Genomic DNA, 17,378 nt, shown 5'->3' with positions numbered 1-17,378 from the left:
CATTTTATCTGCTAGAGCGTCCAATATAAGGTGATTCATCACATTTAAAATATCAACTTTCAAGAACAGGAACTTATAAATATAGGAATATTTATCGAAAAATGTCTTTTGAAGAGTTGTCCCATGGCAAAATAAATGGTACTCTTCAAATACTAAAGAAACGAGAGGATATTGATATGGAAGAACGAACGCACCGCAGAAAGAAAAAGAGACGACTTAGAAAATGGGTGAAAATCGTTGCCGGTTTGATGGCATTTCTAGTCATTGCGGCAGGATCTGTCGGCGCCTATGCTTATGTCAAGCTGAACAATGCGTCAAAACAAGCGCATATTGATTTGAATGAGAATGGTCAATCCGTTAAACGTATTAAAGAATTTGACCCGAAAAAAGATTCTTTTACTGTACTGCTTCTCGGTATCGATGCCAGAGATGCAAATGGCGAGACAGTTAATGATGCCCGGAGTGACGCCAATGTATTGGTTACGTTTAACCGAAAAAACAAAACAGCTACAATGTTGAGCATCCCTAGAGACTCCTATGTAAATATTCCGGGTTATGGCTATGATAAATTTACTCATGCTCATGCGTATGGAGGTGTAAAACTCACGGCCAAAACAGTGGAAGATCTGTTGGATATTCCAGTAGATTATGTAGTAGAAAGTAACTTTGATGCCTTTAAAGATGTTGTTGACGAGTTAAATGGTGTGAGAGTAGATATAAAAAGTGAAAAAGTTGCGAATCAAATCAAAAAAGATACAAAAGGGAAAGTTGTCTTAAAAACCGGTGTTCAGACTCTTGATGGTGAAGAGGCACTTGCATATGTAAGAACGCGAAAAGCCGATACAGATTTTCAACGTGGCCAAAGACAAATGGAAGTATTAAATGCAATTATTAAAAAATCCAAGTCCCTAAGCTCTATTCCAGCCTATGATGATATTGTTGATAGTCTAGGGGAAAATTTAAAGATGAATTTATCTTTAAATGATGCCATCGGTTTATTTCCTTTTATAACATCTTTAAAATCAATTGATACTGAACAGCTTACGGGATCAGACACGTACCTCTATAGCTCACGTGAGGGTAAAAAACTGTATTATTTGCAGCTTGATAACGAAAAACTTGAAGAAGTTAAAACTGAACTAAAGGATGCCCTAAATAACTGATTTGAACGGAATGGCAAAGGTCATTCCGTTTTTTTTGCCCATTTTTGTTGAAAATGATCAAAGTAACGTTTAGCCTGATAGATATGGTTAATGTTTCGCAGGAAAGCTGAACATACTACTCGAAGCAGCTTCATTTTTAAGGAGGTACCCTACATATGAAATGTATTGCGATTGATTTAGACGGAACATTACTGAATAAGGAAAGCGTCATTTCTGCTGAAAACAGAGCAGCGATCAAGCGGGCCATTGATGCCGGCATCCTCGTCACCATTTGCACGGGAAGAGCAACGTTTGATGTAAAAGCGCTGCTGGAAGATCTGGATATCCCTATCATTGCGGCAAATGGCGGTACGGTTCATGACAAAGGCTACCGCCTGATCAGCCGGACATTAATGGATCAGGAGGCCGGTAAGGCTATCGCTGATTACTTACTGTCGAAAAACATTTACTTTGAGGTATATACAGATGACCATCTGCTTTCTCCTTTTGATGGTGAGGATAAGCTGCATGCGGAGCTTGATATTCTAAAGAGCGCAAATCCAAGCGAAAAGACCGATGAATTGTGGCAAGGAGCCATGACTCAGTTCAAGCAGTTTGGCATTAAACGGATCCCTCATATCGAATCGGTTTTTGACGGCAGCGAAAACATTTATAAGCTTCTTTGCTTCTCCTTTGATATGGACAAGCTGAAACAAGCGAAGGAAGAGCTGAACCATCATAAAAAACTGGCACAAACCTCTTCTGGAAAACATATTATCGAAATCCTGCCGGCCTCTTCAGGAAAAGGACGCGCGCTGACAGAGCTGGCTGAAATATACGGAATTGAAACACAGGATATCTATGCGATCGGCGACAGTCCGAACGATTTGTCCATGTTTGAAGTCGCCGGACACCGTATCGCTATGGAAAACGCGATCGATGAATTAAAAGAAAAAAGCACCTTCGTCACAAAAAGCAATGACGAAAATGGTGTGGCTTACTTTATTGACCAGCTTCTTTCCGGCCAATACGCATAAAGAAAAGACTCCAGAGATTCTGGAGTCTTTGTCCTGTTATTGCACCCGTATGCTTCCCGCATATTTATCTTTCCAATACGTGCTCGTGTTCATATTGGTGATGGTCACGCCGGTTGATAATGTGACATGAACAACTTGTCCGTTTCCGATATAGATGGCGGGATTTAAGCTTGTTGATTGGAAGAACACAATGTCTCCCGGTTTCAGATCCGCCTTCTCAATCATACTTCCGGCTTTGAACTGGCTTGTTGCGTATCTAGGCAGGGAAATACCGGCTGCTTTCTGGTATACATACTGGACAAATCCGGCTGTATCAAATCCTGTCTCTGGAGCAACTCCGCCCTTTTTGTAGGGAACTTCTCCGACATAAAGCGTTGCCTCGGACACAATCGGATTTTCTTTCGTGATTGCCAGATTGTCAAATCGGCGAATGCCTGTCATCTTCGATATCCAATAATCCTCTGACAAGTAGGAAATGGTTACTTTTTCTGACCGGCTTGCCTGAATAAATCTTCCTCTGCCAGCATAAATGCCTGCATGTGAAATTCCCGTTTTATACGTATTGCTGAAATAGACGACATCACCCGGCTGTATGTTCTGAGGGGCTACCTTCTCTCCCACTGCCCACTGCTGTTCGGCTGATCGCGGCAGATAAATGCCGAGTGCCTGTTGAAACACATATTGCACGAGTCCTGAGCAATCAAAGCCCTCTGACGGTGTGCTTCCGCCAAATACATATGGAATGCCGATATATTTCTCGGCCTCCTGAACGACAGGGACATCAGCAGTTGCCGGATCGGCTGCGATTCGTTTCGCCCCGATATAAGATCCGCTCCAATAGCTGCTCGTTTTGTAATTGGTGATGATAACCCCTTTTGATTGCGTACTGTGAATCATTTGGCCGTCTCCAATGTAAAGAGCAACGTGTGTCGGAGCAGTCCCGCTGCTTCCCTCTTTCTTGAAAAACAAAACATCGCCCGGCTGCAGATTTTCCGGTTTTACGGCCGTTCCGACTTTATACTGGTCGTTCACAGATCTCGGCAGATGAATATCAGCCTTACTGAAAACATATTGAATCAATCCCGAAGGATCGAATCCCTCTTCCGGCGTTTCACCGCCGTATTTATACTGATATCCAAGCAGTTTTTTCGCTTCGCTGATCATCAGTTCAGATGACGTATCAGCCTCCGCAATCCCCGCTTTTGTGATAATTGAACCCAAAAAACAAATGATAACCGCCACAAGCAAAAACTTCTTCCAGTTTGCCAGTGTGTTCACTTTTATTATCTCCTCCTCTATTTGCAGTTTTAACATCGGTATTTTTTTGAATATGTTAAGAGACTTTTTGATATTTTTACAGAATGAATATGCTGGGCAAATAAAAAGAGAATGCCTCATGAGACACTCTCTTTTTTGAATTATTTATTGGCGTTTGCCGGTTCTTCCTGCTGTTGGATTTTGTGCATTTCCGTATCAATTTTCTGCTTTTCCTGATCTGTCAGATGATCATTGAATTTAAAAGCTGACATAAACATGAATACGATAGCTACGGCAACAAACGGCCAGATAACTTTGACAAATTTCATTTTTATCACTCCTATTATTTAGATTTTAGTTTGTCGCTATGATCAACATCAAACGTCAATTTTCCGTCTTCTACTTTCCATGCGAAATTAGAATCTTTCGTGAGTTCGCGAATAATCGTTTTTTGTTTAAGGCTTCCTTTTTTCACCGGTGCGGGCGTCGCTTCATGGATATCAATCGGCATCACTTCAAAGCGGCCTGTTCCGTTTTTCTTCAGGTGATACTGAACCAATGCGCTGTCTCTCGTTCTCGTCCAGCCCTGATCAAAGACAAAGTTTCCGAGGCTGTAGAAAATCACGGTTCCGTTATAAACTTCAATCGGTTCTAAGACGTGCGGGTGATGGCCTACAATGATATCAGCTCCCGCATCAGACATAGCTCTTGCAAGCTGGCGCTGACGGTCGTTTGGATCGTTGTCATACTCTTGTCCCCAGTGTGACTGCACAACGACGATGTCTGCATGTTTTTTCGCTTCTGAAATCATAGGGATAAAGATTTCAGGATCTGCGGGCAGTACGCCCGGCGTATTCTTTTTAGCCGCGAAGCCTTTTCCAGACACGTCGGTAAAGCCGAGCGTCGCAATGGTTACTCCATTGACTTCCTGGTACGAGATATTCTTCTTCGCATCGCTAAAGCTGTATCCCGCTCCAACGATATCAAGGTTTTGCTTCGCAAATTCTCCTAGTGTATCTTTCATGCCCTGAGCGCCGTAATCCATTGCGTGGTTGTTTGCGCTGTTGAGAACCGTAAAGTTCATATCCTTCAAGACTTTCACTGATTCCTTATTCGTCTGCATATGAATTTCTTTTTCTGCTTGTTTGTAATTCTTTTTATAGGTTACCGGATTTTCAAAGTTTCCGGCTACATAATCAGAGGCTTTAAAGAGCGGTTCAACATACTGAAAAATACTGTCTGCCCCTTTTTGATCCGTTACTTTTTCAACATAGCGCCCCATCATAATATCCCCGACAAATGAGGCTGTGAGAACGTCGTCAGAATACGTTTTGACTTTCGGCGTTTCTGCTTTTCCCGCCCACATAAACGCGAACATAAGTACAAAAACGATCGGAATGGCAATAAATACGTGCTTATTGGTTTTCTTTTTTTGCTGTTTTGTCAGCTTCAGCAGCTTTTCATGAAAGCTCAGTTCTTTTTTCATCGTTTGACACACCTTACATTAAATTAAGTAGTAAACAAACATGATAGCAAAGGTCGCTCCGCTCAATAGCAGCGTGCTTCCGAACGTAATGGTTAATCCTTGTTTCTGAATGGTATTGGCAATTAAACCTGGCACGATGATGCCGATTCCTCGAAATTCCGCGATTTCAAATGGTACAATCGGGTATAGAAAATCAAACGCGATTTTCAGGACGATCCCTGTTATCAGCATGGCAGCGAATTTTCTGCGTCCGTACAAAATCATAAATTTCGATAAACCGTATTTCACAATCACATAAGTGAGCAGGCTCACTAGCAAAACAAGTAATATAAAGACCGGCTGATTAAACACAAGTCCTAAATATCCCGGTACAACAAGTCCTGCCGGGACAATCCCTGTTTTTTCCGCAAAAATTAAACTGAGTAGTACACCTAAAATGAGTGCGATGTATAAATCTGATCCGAACATGTCTGCATTTCCTCCTAGCTTACGAGCTGCTTAACCTTGTATTCGTGGATTTTTTCAATTAAAGGCTCTGCGGCGCCATGAATATTGCCGACGCCATATATGACACGGTTGTGCATTCTTTTCTTTAACAATTCCATAATTTCTTCTGTAGACTTGTACTCTAAATCATGCAATTTGTCTGCAGGAATTTTGCCTTCTTCATAGGCTTTTACGATTGGCTCTGTTGTTTCACCGATTAAGATCAGTTCACTTGCTTCAATATAAGGCAATACGTCATTTGCGAATTGCTGTGTCCGATCGACACGGTCTGCCCGGCAGTTCATAATAATGATTGGATCATCAGTTGGGTAACCGATTTCTTTTACACGTTTCCATATATTCAAAGTAGAAGAAGCGTCGTTTGCGGCAAACCCATTAACAAAGTGCCCAGGCTTGCTCGGACTAATCAGCGGGAGAATTCTCATTGCTCCCGGATCTGGCGGCGCATTCAGCATTCCTTTAAACGCTGTTTCTTCGTCAATGCCGAGTGCTTGAGCCACACCCAGTGCCAGTGAAGCATTATCAGGAAATACCATGTATTCAAATTTACGCAAATATTCATCTGTAATTTTTGAGTTATCAGCAATGATGACTTTTGTGTTTCGTTCTTTTGCTTTTTGTTTAAAGAACTCGGTATATTCACTATCTGTAATGACAAGATGGCCATTATAAGGAATAGTAGCAGTAAACGCTTCCGCAATTTCATCGAGCGTCGGCCCCATGACATCCATATGGTCTTCTAAAACGTTGACAATCACGCCGATATTGGCTTGCAGCAATTCGTCCTGAAAGATAATCTGATAATCCGGGTTAACCGCCATGCATTCACTGACAATAGCGTTGGCCCCTCTTTCTACTGTTTCTTTCATGACTTCTTTTTGTTCACCGATATTCGGCCCCTGAGGTTTCCGTTTGATCGGCTTTTCCTCCGGAGTATCCCAGTAAATCATTCTTGCGTCCGTTCCTGTCGTTTTCCCGACAGTTTTGTAACCGGCTTCTATTAATATTCCGGTTGTCAGCCTTGTCACAGTGGACTTTCCTCTGATGCCGTTAATATTCACTCGAACAGGGAGGGCATCAATGTTTTTCTGATGTCGTCGTTTTTCTAATATTCCGATGACCAGTATGACAGCACAGGCTATAATGAGTAACCACATTGCTTTTCGACATCTCCTTCTATATTGTTGTAAATTCATTCATCAGTATATAGAATCACTATGAATTCTCAATCGGCATTATGTAGCATAATCTTCCCTAACCCACTAAGCCAAACTTCTCTTTTGAAAGAGATTTTGTACCTACAAACTGCTTTCTAAATTTGGAAAACGGCAGGACTTACACCTTATCTCTTTTTTTAAAAATCAAAAGGAATGCGCTTTCATTTTCCTCCTGATATCCTTATGGACGTATAGTCACCCCCCGCTGTTCGCATTTAATATGTATTTCAAATCAATCTTTTTTTCAGCGTGTGATATCAAGATTTTCCTGTTATCATGCGTATTTCCGGTTCTTATGAACACAAAATGGTTTTATTCTATTTCTTAAGGATAAGGCCATCATGTCATCCTTTCTGCATGGAAGAGGCAATATGAGGCCTATTCCAAAAAGACTATTGGGGTCATCAATGAAAATGTTAAATATACGGGTCTGAATTCTCTAACATTATTAAACATTTTCTGGGCGGATAGTCTATTCTCTTTCTTCTCATTTACAGGTCTAAACGCATGACTTTGAAACAATTTTAATAAAACTTAATATTTGTTCAAGAAAACTTCATCCAGATTTGTGAAGACTTTGTCAAAAAAAGAGTGAAAACCTTAAATTTCACAATTATATATACAATTTACAATAGATTTCTTTTGATATTTTTATTGCCAACTTCAGATCGCTCATGATAATCTATCTATGTAAACGGTTACATAAACGAGGAGGAGCTGTTTTGGCTACAATTAAAGATGTCGCCGGAGCGGCGGGCGTTTCTGTTGCGACGGTTTCCCGCGTCCTAAATGACAGCGGCTATGTACACGAAGAAACGCGAACGCGTGTCATAGCGGCGATGGAACGGCTGAACTATTACCCAAATGAAGTCGCCCGATCTCTTTACAAAAGAGAATCCCGGCTGATCGGGCTTTTGCTCCCGGATATCACAAACCCTTTCTTCCCCCAGCTTGCCCGCGGTGCTGAGGATGAATTGAACGGGGAAGGCTATCGCCTTATTTTCGGTAACAGTGACGAGGAATTGAAAAAAGAACTTGAGTACCTTCAAACCTTTAAGCAAAATCATGTCGCAGGCATTATTGCCGCAACGAATTACCCGGACCTTGAGGAATACAACGGCATGAATCACCCAGTCGTTTTTCTGGACAGAACACCTGAAGGCGCTCCTTCTGTGTCCAGTGACGGCCGCACCGGGGGAAAATTAGCGGCCGAAGCCATCATTCACGGAAAAAGCCAGCACATTACGCTCTTGAGAGGCCCCGCTCACCTGCCGACCGCTCAAGATCGCTTTCACGGCGCTTTAGAGATCTTAAAGCAGGCTGAAGTTGATTTTCAGGTCATCGAGACGGCTTCATTTTCTTTCAAGGATGCGCAATCGATGGCGAAGGAGCTGTTTGCCGCTTATCCAGAGACAGACGGTGTGATAGCGAGTAATGATATTCAAGCCGCTGCGGTTTTACATGAAGCTTTGCGGCGCGGAAGAAAGGTGCCGGAGGATATTCAAATTATCGGCTATGATGACATTCCGCAAAGCGAGCTGCTGTTCCCGCCCCTGTCTACAATTAAACAGCCCGCATATGATATGGGAAAAGAAGCGGCCAAACTGCTTTTGCGTATCATCAAAAAACAGCCCCTGACAGAAACGGCAATTCAAATGTCCATCACCTATATAAGAAGAAAGACGACAAGAAAGGAAGATCACGATGCGTAATATTTGTGTAATTGGTAGCTGTTCTATGGATTTAGTGGTCACCTCGGACAAACGCCCAAAAGCCGGTGAAACAGTACTTGGCACGTCGTTTCAGACTGTGCCGGGCGGTAAAGGAGCCAATCAGGCCGTTGCTGCTGCCAGACTTGGGGCTCACGTGTTTATGGTCGGTAAGGTCGGAGATGATCACTATGGCACAGCCATTTTGGATAATTTAAAAGCAAACGGCGTTCGCACCGACTATATGGAACCGGTTACACACAAAGATAGCGGAACCGCCCACATAGTGCTTGCCGAAGGTGATAACAGCATTGTTGTCGTCAAAGGTGCGAATGATGATATCACTCCATCGTATGCGATAGATGCGCTTGAACAAATTGAAGTTGATATGGTCCTGATTCAGCAGGAAATCCCCGAGGAAACAGTTGATGAGGTGTGCAGATACTGCCATTCTCTCGATATCCCGATTATGCTCAACCCGGCACCGGCCCGACCGCTGAGACAGGAAACAATTGACCACGCCTCCTATCTCACGCCAAATGAACACGAGGCGTCAATATTATTCCCCGGGCTTACCGTTTCTGAAGCCTTGGCGCTGTATCCGGCAAAGCTCTTTATTACGGAAGGAAAACAGGGCGTCCGTTATTCAGCCGGAAGTAAAGAACGGCTTATCCCTTCCTTCCCCGTTGAGCCCGTTGATACAACCGGAGCCGGTGATACGTTTAACGCAGCCTTCGCCGTGGCTCTGGCAGAGGGAAAAGACATTGAAGCCGCATTGCGGTTTGCCAATCGCGCCGCTTCCCTTTCTGTCTGTTCCTTCGGTGCCCAAGGCGGAATGCCGACAAGAAAAGAAGTAGAGGAGCTGTTGTCATGAAAAAACACGGAATACTGAACAGCCATCTTGCCAAGCTTTTAGCCGACCTTGGCCACACTGATAAAATTGTCATTGCAGATGCGGGGCTGCCTGTTCCTGATGGCGTTTTGAAAATTGATCTTTCACTGAAGCCGGGTCTTCCGGCTTTTCAAGATACCGCGGCGGTGCTCGCAGAAGAAATGGCGGTCGAAAAAGTCATTGCTGCATCTGAAATAAAAACTGCTAATCAGGAGAATGCCAGATTTCTAGAGAACCTTTTTTCTGAACAGGAGATTGAATACCTTTCTCACGAGGAATTTAAGCAGCTGACAAAAGAAGCAAAAGCCATTATAAGAACAGGCGAATTCACACCATATGCCAACTGCATCCTGCAGGCGGGTGTGCTTTTCTAGAAAGGAGGATGGAACATGCAGATTGAAATGAAAGACATTCAAAAAGCATTCGGAAAAAACCAAGTACTGTCAGGCGTTTCCTTTCAGCTCGTGCCTGGCGAGGTTCACGCATTAATGGGAGAGAACGGCGCCGGCAAGTCCACGCTTATGAACATTCTGACAGGCCTGCATAGATCGGATCAAGGGCAAATCCGCATAAACGGAAACGAAATGTATTTTTCCAATCCGAAAGAAGCGGAACAGCATGGAATAGCCTTTATCCATCAGGAATTGAATATCTGGCCGGAAATGACCGTTCTTGAGAATTTATTTATCGGGAAAGAGATAGTCTCCAAGCTGGGCGTTTTACAAACAAGAAAAATGAAAGCGCTAGCAAAAGAACAATTTGACAAACTGTCTGTCTCTCTTTCTCTTGATCAAGAAGCTGGCGAGTGTTCCGTCGGACAGCAGCAAATGGTCGAAATCGCAAAAGCGCTCATGACAAATGCCGAGGTGATCATTATGGATGAGCCTACCGCTGCTTTGACGGAACGGGAAATCAGCAAACTCTTTGAGGTCATTACAGCGTTAAAAAAGAACGGCGTATCCATCGTATACATTTCACATCGCATGGAAGAAATCTTTGCGATTTGCGACAGAATCACCATCATGCGTGACGGAAAAACGGTAGATACAACAAACATCTCTGAAACCGATTTTGATGAAGTCGTCAAAAAAATGGTTGGACGCGAGCTGACTGAACGATATCCAAAACGGGCTCCTTCACTCGGTGACAATATATTCGAGGTGAAAAACGCCTCCGTAAAAGGACGTTTTGAAGATGTCAGCTTTTCTGTTCGTTCCGGTGAGATCGTTGGTATTTCCGGATTGATGGGGGCCGGCCGGACAGAAATCATGAGAGCGCTATTCGGCGTTGACAGGCTGGACTCGGGTGAGATATGGATCGCTGGAAAAAAGACGGTCATTAAGAACCCGCAGGATGCGGTAAAAAAAGGGCTCGGCTTTATTACAGAGAACCGCAAAGATGAAGGGCTGCTGCTCGACACTTCAATTCGCGAGAATATCGCCCTGCCCAATCTGTCCAGTTTTTCTCCTAAAGGCCTCATTGATCACAAGCGGGAAGCTGAATTTGTCGATCTTTTAATCAAACGCCTGACCATCAAAACGGCATCACCGGAAACGCACGCACGCCATTTATCAGGAGGCAACCAGCAAAAAGTTGTGATTGCCAAGTGGATCGGGATCGGACCAAAAGTGCTCATCTTGGATGAGCCGACCAGAGGTGTGGATGTTGGCGCGAAACGGGAGATTTATTCGCTGATGAATGAGCTGACTGAGCGCGGCGTCGCCATCATTATGGTGTCATCAGAGCTGCCGGAAATTCTCGGGATGAGCGATCGCGTTATCGTTGTCCATGAAGGCAGAATCAGCGGAGAAATCCACGCGCAGGAAGCAACACAAGAACGAATTATGACACTTGCCACGGGAGGGCGGTAATATGAAAACGGAACAGCTGCAAACAGAACAAAAACGGATTCACTTCGACGGAGTCATGCAAAAACTCGGCCCGTTTCTCGGTTTATTTATTCTCGTTATCATTGTATCTATTTTAAATCCCAGCTTTCTTGAACCACTGAATATTTTAAACCTGCTTCGCCAGGTCGCCATTAACGGATTAATCGCGTTCGGCATGACTTTTGTGATTTTAACAGGCGGCATTGATCTTTCTGTCGGCGCTATTCTTGCCCTGTCCAGCGCTTTAGTCGCAGGGATGATTGTATCCGGTCTCGATCCGGTTCTTGCGATCATTCTCGGCTGTATCATTGGTGCCGTACTCGGCATGATCAACGGACTATTGATCACAAAAGGAAAAATGGCGCCCTTTATCGCCACGCTTGCGACCATGACTGTGTTTCGCGGGCTGACGCTTGTGTATACAGACGGAAACCCGATTACCGGACTTGGCACAAACTACGCTTTTCAGCTGTTCGGACGCGGTTATTTTTTAGGCATCCCTGTACCGGCCATTACAATGGTTCTCGCCTTTGTCATCCTTTGGGTTCTTCTTCATAAAACACCGTTCGGACGCCGAACGTACGCAATTGGAGGCAATGAAAAAGCCGCGCTTATTTCGGGCATTAAAGTAACACGCGTGAAAGTAATGATCTATTCATTAGCCGGGCTTTTATCCGCCCTTGCCGGCGCCATATTGACCTCCCGTCTGCATTCAGCACAGCCGACTGCCGGAGAATCGTATGAACTGGATGCAATCGCGGCGGTCGTCTTAGGCGGGACCAGCCTCTCCGGGGGCCGCGGGCGCATTATCGGCACATTCATCGGAGTGCTGATTATCGGCACACTGAATAACGGGCTCAACCTGCTTGGTGTCTCATCGTTTTATCAGCTGGTTGTCAAAGGGATTGTCATCTTAATTGCGGTATTATTAGACCGCAAGAAGTCAGCATAGGAGGGTTTTTTATATGAAAAAGGCTGTATCCGTCATTTTAACGTTATCATTGTTTTTATTAACTGCCTGTTCGCTTGAACCTCCCCATTGGGCAAAGCCGGCAAACTCGGGGAACAAAAAGGAATTCACCATCGGTTTATCCGTCTCAACACTTAATAATCCCTTTTTTGTCTCATTAAAAAAGGGCATCGAAAAAGAAGCTGAAAAACGGGGAATGAAAATCATCATTGTCGATGCACAAAATGATTCATCGAAACAGACGAGTGATGTGGAAGATTTAATTCAGCAAGGTGTCGATGCATTGTTAATCAATCCGACTGATTCTTCGGCGATCTCAACGGCAGTAGAATATGCAAATTCAGTCGATGTACCCGTCGTAACAATCGATCGTTCCGCGGAACAAGGAAAAGTAGAAACCCTCGTTGCTTCCGATAATGTAAAAGGCGGTGAAATGGCCGCAGAATTTATCGCCGACAAGCTTGGAAAAGGTGCAAAGGTGGCAGAACTTGAAGGCGTGCCCGGCGCTTCTGCCACGCGGGAACGCGGTTCAGGATTTCATAACATTGCAGATCAAAAGCTCGACATTGTCACAAAACAATCAGCTGACTTTGACCGCACCAAAGGCCTGACTGTCATGGAAAACCTGCTGCAGGGACATCCGGAAATCCAAGCTGTTTTTGCTCACAATGATGAAATGGCGCTCGGGGCTCTCGAGGCAATTAACAGCTCGGGAAAAGATATTGTAGTGATCGGTTTTGACGGCAATAAAGATGCACTCGCTTCGATTAAAGATGGAAAGCTCTCAGCAACTGTCGCTCAGCAGCCTGACTTGATCGGTAAACTGGCTACAGAAGCGGCAGATGATATTTTACACGGAAAAAAGGTGGAAAAAATGATATCCGCGCCTCTCAAACTTGAAACACAAAAATAATTGCCGCGGACCAGATCTTTTTCTGGTCCTTTTTCATGTTTAGGAATCTGTGAAAACGTGAATAGCGAAATAGAATGAATTATTTCTCTACGTGAGGAGAGGAACGAAATGAACAAAACGACAAAAGTATTATCAACTCTCGCACTTGCAGCTGGAATGACTGCGGCTTCTGCAGGGGGCGCAAGCACGATCCATGCACAACAGCCAGAAACAACTGTAAGCATTGATGATTTATACAGCTATCCGATTGATTCCTATTTGGTGTCAACAGAGGCTCTAAATGTCAGAACGAAGCCTTCCGCTTCAAGCCATAAAGCAGCCATACTGCACTTGGGCGACAGCTTAAAGCTGATTTCCTTCGCAAACGCTGACTGGGCAAAGGTTCATTATAAAAACGGCAAAACAGGCTTTGTTTCCACTCATTACATTGTAAAAGCAGCTACAACAGTAAAAACGAAAACAAAAACGCAAGTTTATACATCCGCTGAAGGAAAAAGCATCAAGACTCTTCCGGCAGACACAAGCGTTTCTTTTTTAGGCTGGAGTAAAACGAAAAAAGGCGGTTTTGATTTTAATTGGGTATTCGTTGATTACGGCGGTGCGACAGGCTATATGAAAACAAAGGACTTACACATGACAAAATAACTGAAAGGGATTCCGTTTTTCATGCGGAATCCCTTTTTTCTTCGCAGATCAAGGATTGATTTGTCATATTCCCAAGATATTTCTCAGGAAATATTGTCGTATGCCGTATCGAAATCATACATGATCAACGGTATTTTTGTTCACGTTAAAAGATGGAGGTGTAAGTATGGATCAATTTGAAGCAGCATATGAAACGTATAAAGACCGGCAAACAATCGCGGAGCAGCAAGCTGTTCCATCTGGAAAAGAAGAAATTATTGCAGTCAGAAGAAATGAGGAAGACAATATAATCGCAGTAAAAACGAACACAGGAAGAGAGCTCGACTATCCCTCTGCACTGTCAGAAGCAAAAGCGGGAAAACTCGCTCATGTTGATGTCTTCCATAAATACGGACGAGACATATTGCGAAGTGAACCGGACGGTATAAGAGAAAACAACCTGTCCGAGCTGCCGGATTTTTAATTTTAAAAGAGCCCTGTCGCACGCTGGACAGGGCTTTCTTTTAAGCAAACGGCTGCTGGATGTATTCGGCTAACCGTTTTGCACTGAGGGAAATATCCTCTCCGTTTGCATATTTCACGCCATAGAACACATATGGCGGCAGATATTTCATGCCGATTAGATTGCTTGTGGCCTGAAACGGTTTCAATAGCTCACTGATTGAGTAATGATTTGCTCCGCCCGCTTGATATTTTTCCGCTTCGCTCCCCGTTGATACAGCTAGCATCAGCTCTTTGCCATGCAGGGCTTTTCCTTCTGAACCAAAGGCCCAGCCGAAAGTCAGCACAAGATCCTGCCATTTTTTTAAGAGCGGCGGAGAGCTGTACCAATAAAGCGGAAATTGGAAGACAATCCGATCGTATTCCTCGCACATCTGCTGCTCCTTCGCAACATCTATCGCTTCATCCGGGTATTCCTTATAAAGCTCCCGTACTGTGATATTGTCATGTTTACTCAATTCCTCTGCCCATGCCTTATTAACAACCGAGGTTTCCATATGAGGATGAACTGCCAAAACCAATATTTTCATTAGAACACACCTTTACCGTTTTGACGTTATTTTATCTAAAATCAGGAAAATAGCCAAATAAAAAGAAAGCCCTGTACAAAGAGGCTTTCTTTTTTCTGTTATTCTGGGCTTCCTTCAGTTGTTTCAATATCTTTAGCAAAATCAGGGTTATCCAGATTCGCATTAAAGAAATCCGCTGTATTGGGAAGTCTCAGGTTCATGTTCATTTTTTGTGAAATCGTAACCGTGCAATCCTCAAGCACATAGTCAAAAACGTGTCCGCCTGAATTTCGTCCTTCGTCAATGAAGTGCAGGTGATAGCCAGAAACGGCGATTCCATTTGCATAAGCTGGTGTCAGGAAACCTACGATTGTTCCTCTCACATTGTCGAAGTTGAAAATCGGCTGCGTTTTGACCGCTTCAACCATCGGCACGTAAGGTTTTTCTTGCAATTCTACCGTTCTTGTCTGCACTTTTTTAAACAATCCGTCAATGCGGATCGCATAAAATAAGTTTTTGCTTGGGAGAATGCTGATGATCTCTTTTTCAAATTCTTCACGTGGCATTTTCGCATCAATTTTGTGCGTTATGTCCGGTGTAAAGAACGTAAATGAACAGAACGGAGAACGGTCCCCGTTTTGGACCGGTGTTGCAGTTCCGTCTGAACGGAGACGGTAAAATTCGCCGTCAAACCCAATCAGCTCTCCGTCAAGCTTGTTAAAGGTTCCGATACCGAAGTCTCCGTATTTTGGGATCTCTGACAGTTCAAAATCCCCGTCATATACCCCGTCTAATAGAGAAGTCATTGTTGATACTTGATAAATCTGGCTCACAGGCTGCTCTTTTTGACCGCGGCTGAGCACTTGTATGTTGCTTTCGCGTTTCATAATTCCCTTCACTCCTTTTGTTTAGTGCTGTATCAAACAGTGTCGTGATGCGCAGAGTGCTAGAGAGCTTTCGTTTTCAAGAGTTCCCCGAATTCTTTCGGAAGCTTGTCACTTGCTAAATTAATGTTATCACTGTAGTCAACCGGGACATCAATGATGACAGGACCCTCTGCGTTCATACCTTGACGCAGAACATCTGCCAGCTGGTCTGGTGATTCTACGCGCAAGCCGGTTGCTCCGAAGCTTTCCGCATATTTCACGATATCGATATTTCCGAAATCGACCGCAGATGTACGGTTATATTTTTTCAATTGCTGGAATGCAACCATGTCATATGTGCTGTCGTTCCATACAATGTGTACAATTGGCGCTTTTAAACGAACTGCTGTCTCTAATTCCATCGCTGAGAATAAGAAACCGCCGTCACCAGAGACGGATACCACTTTTTCTCCCGGTTTCACCAATGAGGCACCGATTGCCCAAGGAAGTGCAACGCCGAGTGTTTGCATACCGTTACTGATCATTAATGTTAACGGCTCGTAGCTGCGGAAATAACGTGACATCCAAATCGCGTGTGAACCAATATCGCAAGTCACTGTCACATGATCATCGACTGCGTTTCGCAATTCTTTTACGATTTCAAGAGGATGCACTCTGTCTGATTTCCAATCTGCAGGAATCTGCTCACCCTCATGCATATATTGTTTTAAATCAGACAGGATTTTCTGCTCACGTTCAGCAAACTCCACTTTCACAGCATCGTGTTCGATGTGATTGATTGTAGATGGAATATCTCCGATCAATTCAAGCTCCGGCTGGTAAGCATGATCAATGTCAGCCAGTATTTCATCTAAATGGATAATCGTCCGGTCACCATTGACATTCCAGAATTTCGGATCGTATTCAATTGGGTCATAACCGATTGTCAGAACAACATCAGCCTGTTCAATAAGTAAATCGCCAGGCTGGTTGTGGAACAAGCCGATACGGCCAAAATACTGATCCTCTAAGTCTCTTGTAAGAGTCCCTGCTGCTTGATATGTTTCGACGAATGGAAGCTGAACTTTTTTCAAAAGCTTGCGGACTGCTTTAATCGCTTCCGGTCTTCCGCCCTTCATGCCGACTAAAACGACAGGAAGTTTCGCTGTTTGTATTTTTGCAATGGCCGCACTGATTGCATCATCTGCTGCAGGACCAAATTTTGGCGCTGCGACAGCACGCACGCTTTTTGTGTTTGTGACTTCATTCACAACATCTTGCGGAAAGCTCACAAAAGCGGCTCCAGCCTGACCTGCTGACGCTATCCTAAATGCATTTGTAACAGCTTCCGGTATATTTTTCACATCTTGAACTTCTACACTGTATTTTGTAATCGGCTGAAACAGCGCCGCATTATCCAAAGATTGATGTGTCCGTTTTAAACGATCGGCACGGATCACGTTCCCAGCAAGCGCAACGACAGGGTCACCTTCAGTGTTGGCTGTCAGCAGTCCTGTTGCCAAGTTAGAAGCGCCTGGTCCTGATGTGACTAACACAACTCCCGGTTTTCCAGTTAAACGGCCGACTGCTTGCGCCATAAATGCTGCATTTTGTTCGTGCCGCGCAACGATAATTTCTGGCCCTTTATCTTGTAAAGCGTCAAATACCGCATCAATTTTTGCACCTGGAATGCCAAATACATGTGTGACACCTTGCTCCGCTAAGCAATCAACAACAAGCTCCGCCCCTCTGTTTTTCACAAGGGATTTTTGTTCTTTTGTTGCTTTTGTCAACACCCTCACTCCTTATTATGCATTTTAAACATTAAATTTTAAATA

At 44.0% G+C, this 17,378-nt stretch carries 18 protein-coding genes; 10 read left to right on the top strand and 8 right to left on the bottom strand.

The genetic code is table 11. The features are described from left to right. Positions 1-176: 176 nt before the first annotated feature. Both ACMX2I_RS03295 and ywtE read left to right on the top strand, forming a co-directional pair. Positions 177-1,163, top strand: a complete 987-nt coding sequence (locus ACMX2I_RS03295) for an LCP family protein (protein ID WP_333561112.1) — start codon at positions 177-179, stop codon at positions 1,161-1,163. A gap of 155 nt (positions 1,164-1,318) precedes the next feature. Continuing rightward, the gene (gene ywtE / locus ACMX2I_RS03290) at positions 1,319-2,179 is read left to right on the top strand and encodes a 5-amino-6-(5-phospho-D-ribitylamino)uracil phosphatase YwtE (protein ID WP_414956158.1); all 861 of its coding nucleotides are present in this window, start codon (positions 1,319-1,321) and stop codon (positions 2,177-2,179) included. Between the two features lie 36 nt (positions 2,180-2,215). Here the strand turns inward: ywtE and ACMX2I_RS03285 are convergent, their stop codons facing one another. The 5 genes from ACMX2I_RS03285 to pgsB all read right to left on the bottom strand — a co-directional run bounded on the left by ACMX2I_RS03285 (position 2,216) and on the right by pgsB (position 6,586). After that, positions 2,216-3,457: a C40 family peptidase gene (locus ACMX2I_RS03285; RefSeq protein ID WP_414956157.1), complete on the bottom strand. Its 1,242-nt coding sequence runs from the start codon at positions 3,455-3,457 to the stop codon at positions 2,216-2,218. Between the two features lie 140 nt (positions 3,458-3,597). Then, complete coding sequence (edmS, locus tag ACMX2I_RS03280) at positions 3,598-3,765, bottom strand: extrachromosomal elements maintenance protein EdmS (RefSeq protein ID WP_087991733.1); 168 nt, start codon at positions 3,763-3,765, stop codon at positions 3,598-3,600. A 14-nt stretch (positions 3,766-3,779) separates the two neighbouring features. Then, positions 3,780-4,922 carry a capsular polyglutamate synthetase PgsA gene (gene pgsA / locus ACMX2I_RS03275; RefSeq protein ID WP_414956156.1) on the bottom strand — a complete coding sequence of 381 codons (1,143 nt, stop codon included), beginning with the start codon at positions 4,920-4,922 and terminating at the stop codon, positions 3,780-3,782. A gap of 18 nt (positions 4,923-4,940) precedes the next feature. Then, positions 4,941-5,390: a poly-gamma-glutamate biosynthesis protein PgsC gene (gene pgsC / locus ACMX2I_RS03270; RefSeq protein WP_003227889.1), complete on the bottom strand. Its 450-nt coding sequence runs from the start codon at positions 5,388-5,390 to the stop codon at positions 4,941-4,943. 14 nt (positions 5,391-5,404) lie between these two features. Then, positions 5,405-6,586 (bottom strand): poly-gamma-glutamate synthase PgsB, encoded by a 1,182-nt coding sequence (pgsB, locus tag ACMX2I_RS03265; RefSeq protein WP_087991735.1) that lies wholly within the window; start codon positions 6,584-6,586, stop codon positions 5,405-5,407. Positions 6,587-7,368: 782 nt separating this feature from the next. On the opposite strand from pgsB, the gene ACMX2I_RS03260 reads away from it, so the two are divergent. The 8 genes from ACMX2I_RS03260 (at position 7,369) to ACMX2I_RS03225 (ending at position 14,127) form a co-directional block, all read left to right on the top strand. Next, positions 7,369-8,358 (top strand): LacI family DNA-binding transcriptional regulator, encoded by a 990-nt coding sequence (locus ACMX2I_RS03260; protein WP_414956155.1) that lies wholly within the window; start codon positions 7,369-7,371, stop codon positions 8,356-8,358. Beyond that, positions 8,351-9,229, top strand: coding sequence for a ribokinase (rbsK, locus tag ACMX2I_RS03255; protein ID WP_414956154.1), 879 nt, complete (start codon positions 8,351-8,353; stop codon positions 9,227-9,229). Before ACMX2I_RS03260 ends, rbsK begins: the two co-directional genes overlap by 8 nt. Then, positions 9,226-9,621, top strand: a complete 396-nt coding sequence (gene rbsD, locus ACMX2I_RS03250; RefSeq protein ID WP_289348436.1) for a D-ribose pyranase — start codon at positions 9,226-9,228, stop codon at positions 9,619-9,621. Before rbsK ends, rbsD begins: the two co-directional genes overlap by 4 nt. 15 nt (positions 9,622-9,636) lie before the next feature. Continuing rightward, a complete protein-coding gene (rbsA, locus tag ACMX2I_RS03245) occupies positions 9,637-11,118 on the top strand; it encodes a ribose ABC transporter ATP-binding protein RbsA (protein WP_414956153.1) in 1,482 nt (493 codons plus the stop codon). Between the two features lies 1 nt (position 11,119). After that, a complete protein-coding gene (rbsC, locus tag ACMX2I_RS03240; protein ID WP_414956152.1) occupies positions 11,120-12,088 on the top strand; it encodes a ribose ABC transporter permease RbsC in 969 nt (322 codons plus the stop codon). Between the two features lie 13 nt (positions 12,089-12,101). After that, positions 12,102-13,019, top strand: coding sequence for a ribose ABC transporter substrate-binding protein RbsB (gene rbsB, locus ACMX2I_RS03235; RefSeq protein ID WP_333561023.1), 918 nt, complete (start codon positions 12,102-12,104; stop codon positions 13,017-13,019). A 108-nt stretch (positions 13,020-13,127) separates the two neighbouring features. Continuing rightward, the gene (locus tag ACMX2I_RS03230; RefSeq protein ID WP_414956151.1) at positions 13,128-13,664 is read left to right on the top strand and encodes an SH3 domain-containing protein; all 537 of its coding nucleotides are present in this window, start codon (positions 13,128-13,130) and stop codon (positions 13,662-13,664) included. A 166-nt stretch (positions 13,665-13,830) separates the two neighbouring features. Next, entirely contained in the window at positions 13,831-14,127 is a 297-nt protein-coding gene (locus tag ACMX2I_RS03225; RefSeq protein WP_414956150.1) for a DUF3892 domain-containing protein, read from the top strand. Between the two features lie 40 nt (positions 14,128-14,167). Here the strand turns inward: ACMX2I_RS03225 and ACMX2I_RS03220 are convergent, their stop codons facing one another. From ACMX2I_RS03220 to alsS, 3 genes are all read right to left on the bottom strand, one after another. Then, complete coding sequence (locus ACMX2I_RS03220) at positions 14,168-14,695, bottom strand: NAD(P)H-dependent oxidoreductase (RefSeq protein ID WP_148962585.1); 528 nt, start codon at positions 14,693-14,695, stop codon at positions 14,168-14,170. Positions 14,696-14,793: 98 nt separating this feature from the next. Next, complete coding sequence (budA, locus tag ACMX2I_RS03215) at positions 14,794-15,561, bottom strand: acetolactate decarboxylase (protein WP_414956149.1); 768 nt, start codon at positions 15,559-15,561, stop codon at positions 14,794-14,796. A 59-nt stretch (positions 15,562-15,620) separates the two neighbouring features. Further along, positions 15,621-17,333 carry an acetolactate synthase AlsS gene (gene alsS, locus ACMX2I_RS03210; RefSeq protein ID WP_414956148.1) on the bottom strand — a complete coding sequence of 571 codons (1,713 nt, stop codon included), beginning with the start codon at positions 17,331-17,333 and terminating at the stop codon, positions 15,621-15,623. Positions 17,334-17,378 lie beyond the last annotated feature (45 nt).

The sequence above is a fragment of the Bacillus sp. SW14 genome, from assembly GCF_047608225.1.
Taxonomy (GTDB): Bacteria; Bacillota; Bacilli; order Bacillales; family Bacillaceae; genus Bacillus; species Bacillus subtilis_G.
This window is presented reverse-complemented; position numbering and strand designations above follow the sequence as displayed.

Excerpts from the sequence above, each read along its gene's own strand:
- ACMX2I_RS03295 (WP_333561112.1), top strand. The coding sequence starts at position 177 with ATGGAAGAACGAACGCACCGCAGAAAGAAAAAGAGACGACTTAGAAAA.
- ywtE (WP_414956158.1), top strand. The coding sequence starts at position 1,319 with ATGAAATGTATTGCGATTGATTTAGACGGAACATTACTGAATAAGGAA.
- edmS (WP_087991733.1), bottom strand. The coding sequence starts at position 3,765 with ATGAAATTTGTCAAAGTTATCTGGCCGTTTGTTGCCGTAGCTATCGTA.
- pgsA (WP_414956156.1), bottom strand. The coding sequence starts at position 4,922 with ATGAAAAAAGAACTGAGCTTTCATGAAAAGCTGCTGAAGCTGACAAAA.
- pgsC (WP_003227889.1), bottom strand. The coding sequence starts at position 5,390 with ATGTTCGGATCAGATTTATACATCGCACTCATTTTAGGTGTACTACTC.
- pgsB (WP_087991735.1), bottom strand. The coding sequence starts at position 6,586 with ATGTGGTTACTCATTATAGCCTGTGCTGTCATACTGGTCATCGGAATA.
- rbsK (WP_414956154.1), top strand. The coding sequence starts at position 8,351 with ATGCGTAATATTTGTGTAATTGGTAGCTGTTCTATGGATTTAGTGGTC.
- rbsD (WP_289348436.1), top strand. The coding sequence starts at position 9,226 with ATGAAAAAACACGGAATACTGAACAGCCATCTTGCCAAGCTTTTAGCC.
- rbsA (WP_414956153.1), top strand. The coding sequence starts at position 9,637 with ATGCAGATTGAAATGAAAGACATTCAAAAAGCATTCGGAAAAAACCAA.
- rbsC (WP_414956152.1), top strand. The coding sequence starts at position 11,120 with ATGAAAACGGAACAGCTGCAAACAGAACAAAAACGGATTCACTTCGAC.
- rbsB (WP_333561023.1), top strand. The coding sequence starts at position 12,102 with ATGAAAAAGGCTGTATCCGTCATTTTAACGTTATCATTGTTTTTATTA.
- ACMX2I_RS03230 (WP_414956151.1), top strand. The coding sequence starts at position 13,128 with ATGAACAAAACGACAAAAGTATTATCAACTCTCGCACTTGCAGCTGGA.
- ACMX2I_RS03225 (WP_414956150.1), top strand. The coding sequence starts at position 13,831 with ATGGATCAATTTGAAGCAGCATATGAAACGTATAAAGACCGGCAAACA.
- ACMX2I_RS03220 (WP_148962585.1), bottom strand. The coding sequence starts at position 14,695 with ATGAAAATATTGGTTTTGGCAGTTCATCCTCATATGGAAACCTCGGTT.
- budA (WP_414956149.1), bottom strand. The coding sequence starts at position 15,561 with ATGAAACGCGAAAGCAACATACAAGTGCTCAGCCGCGGTCAAAAAGAG.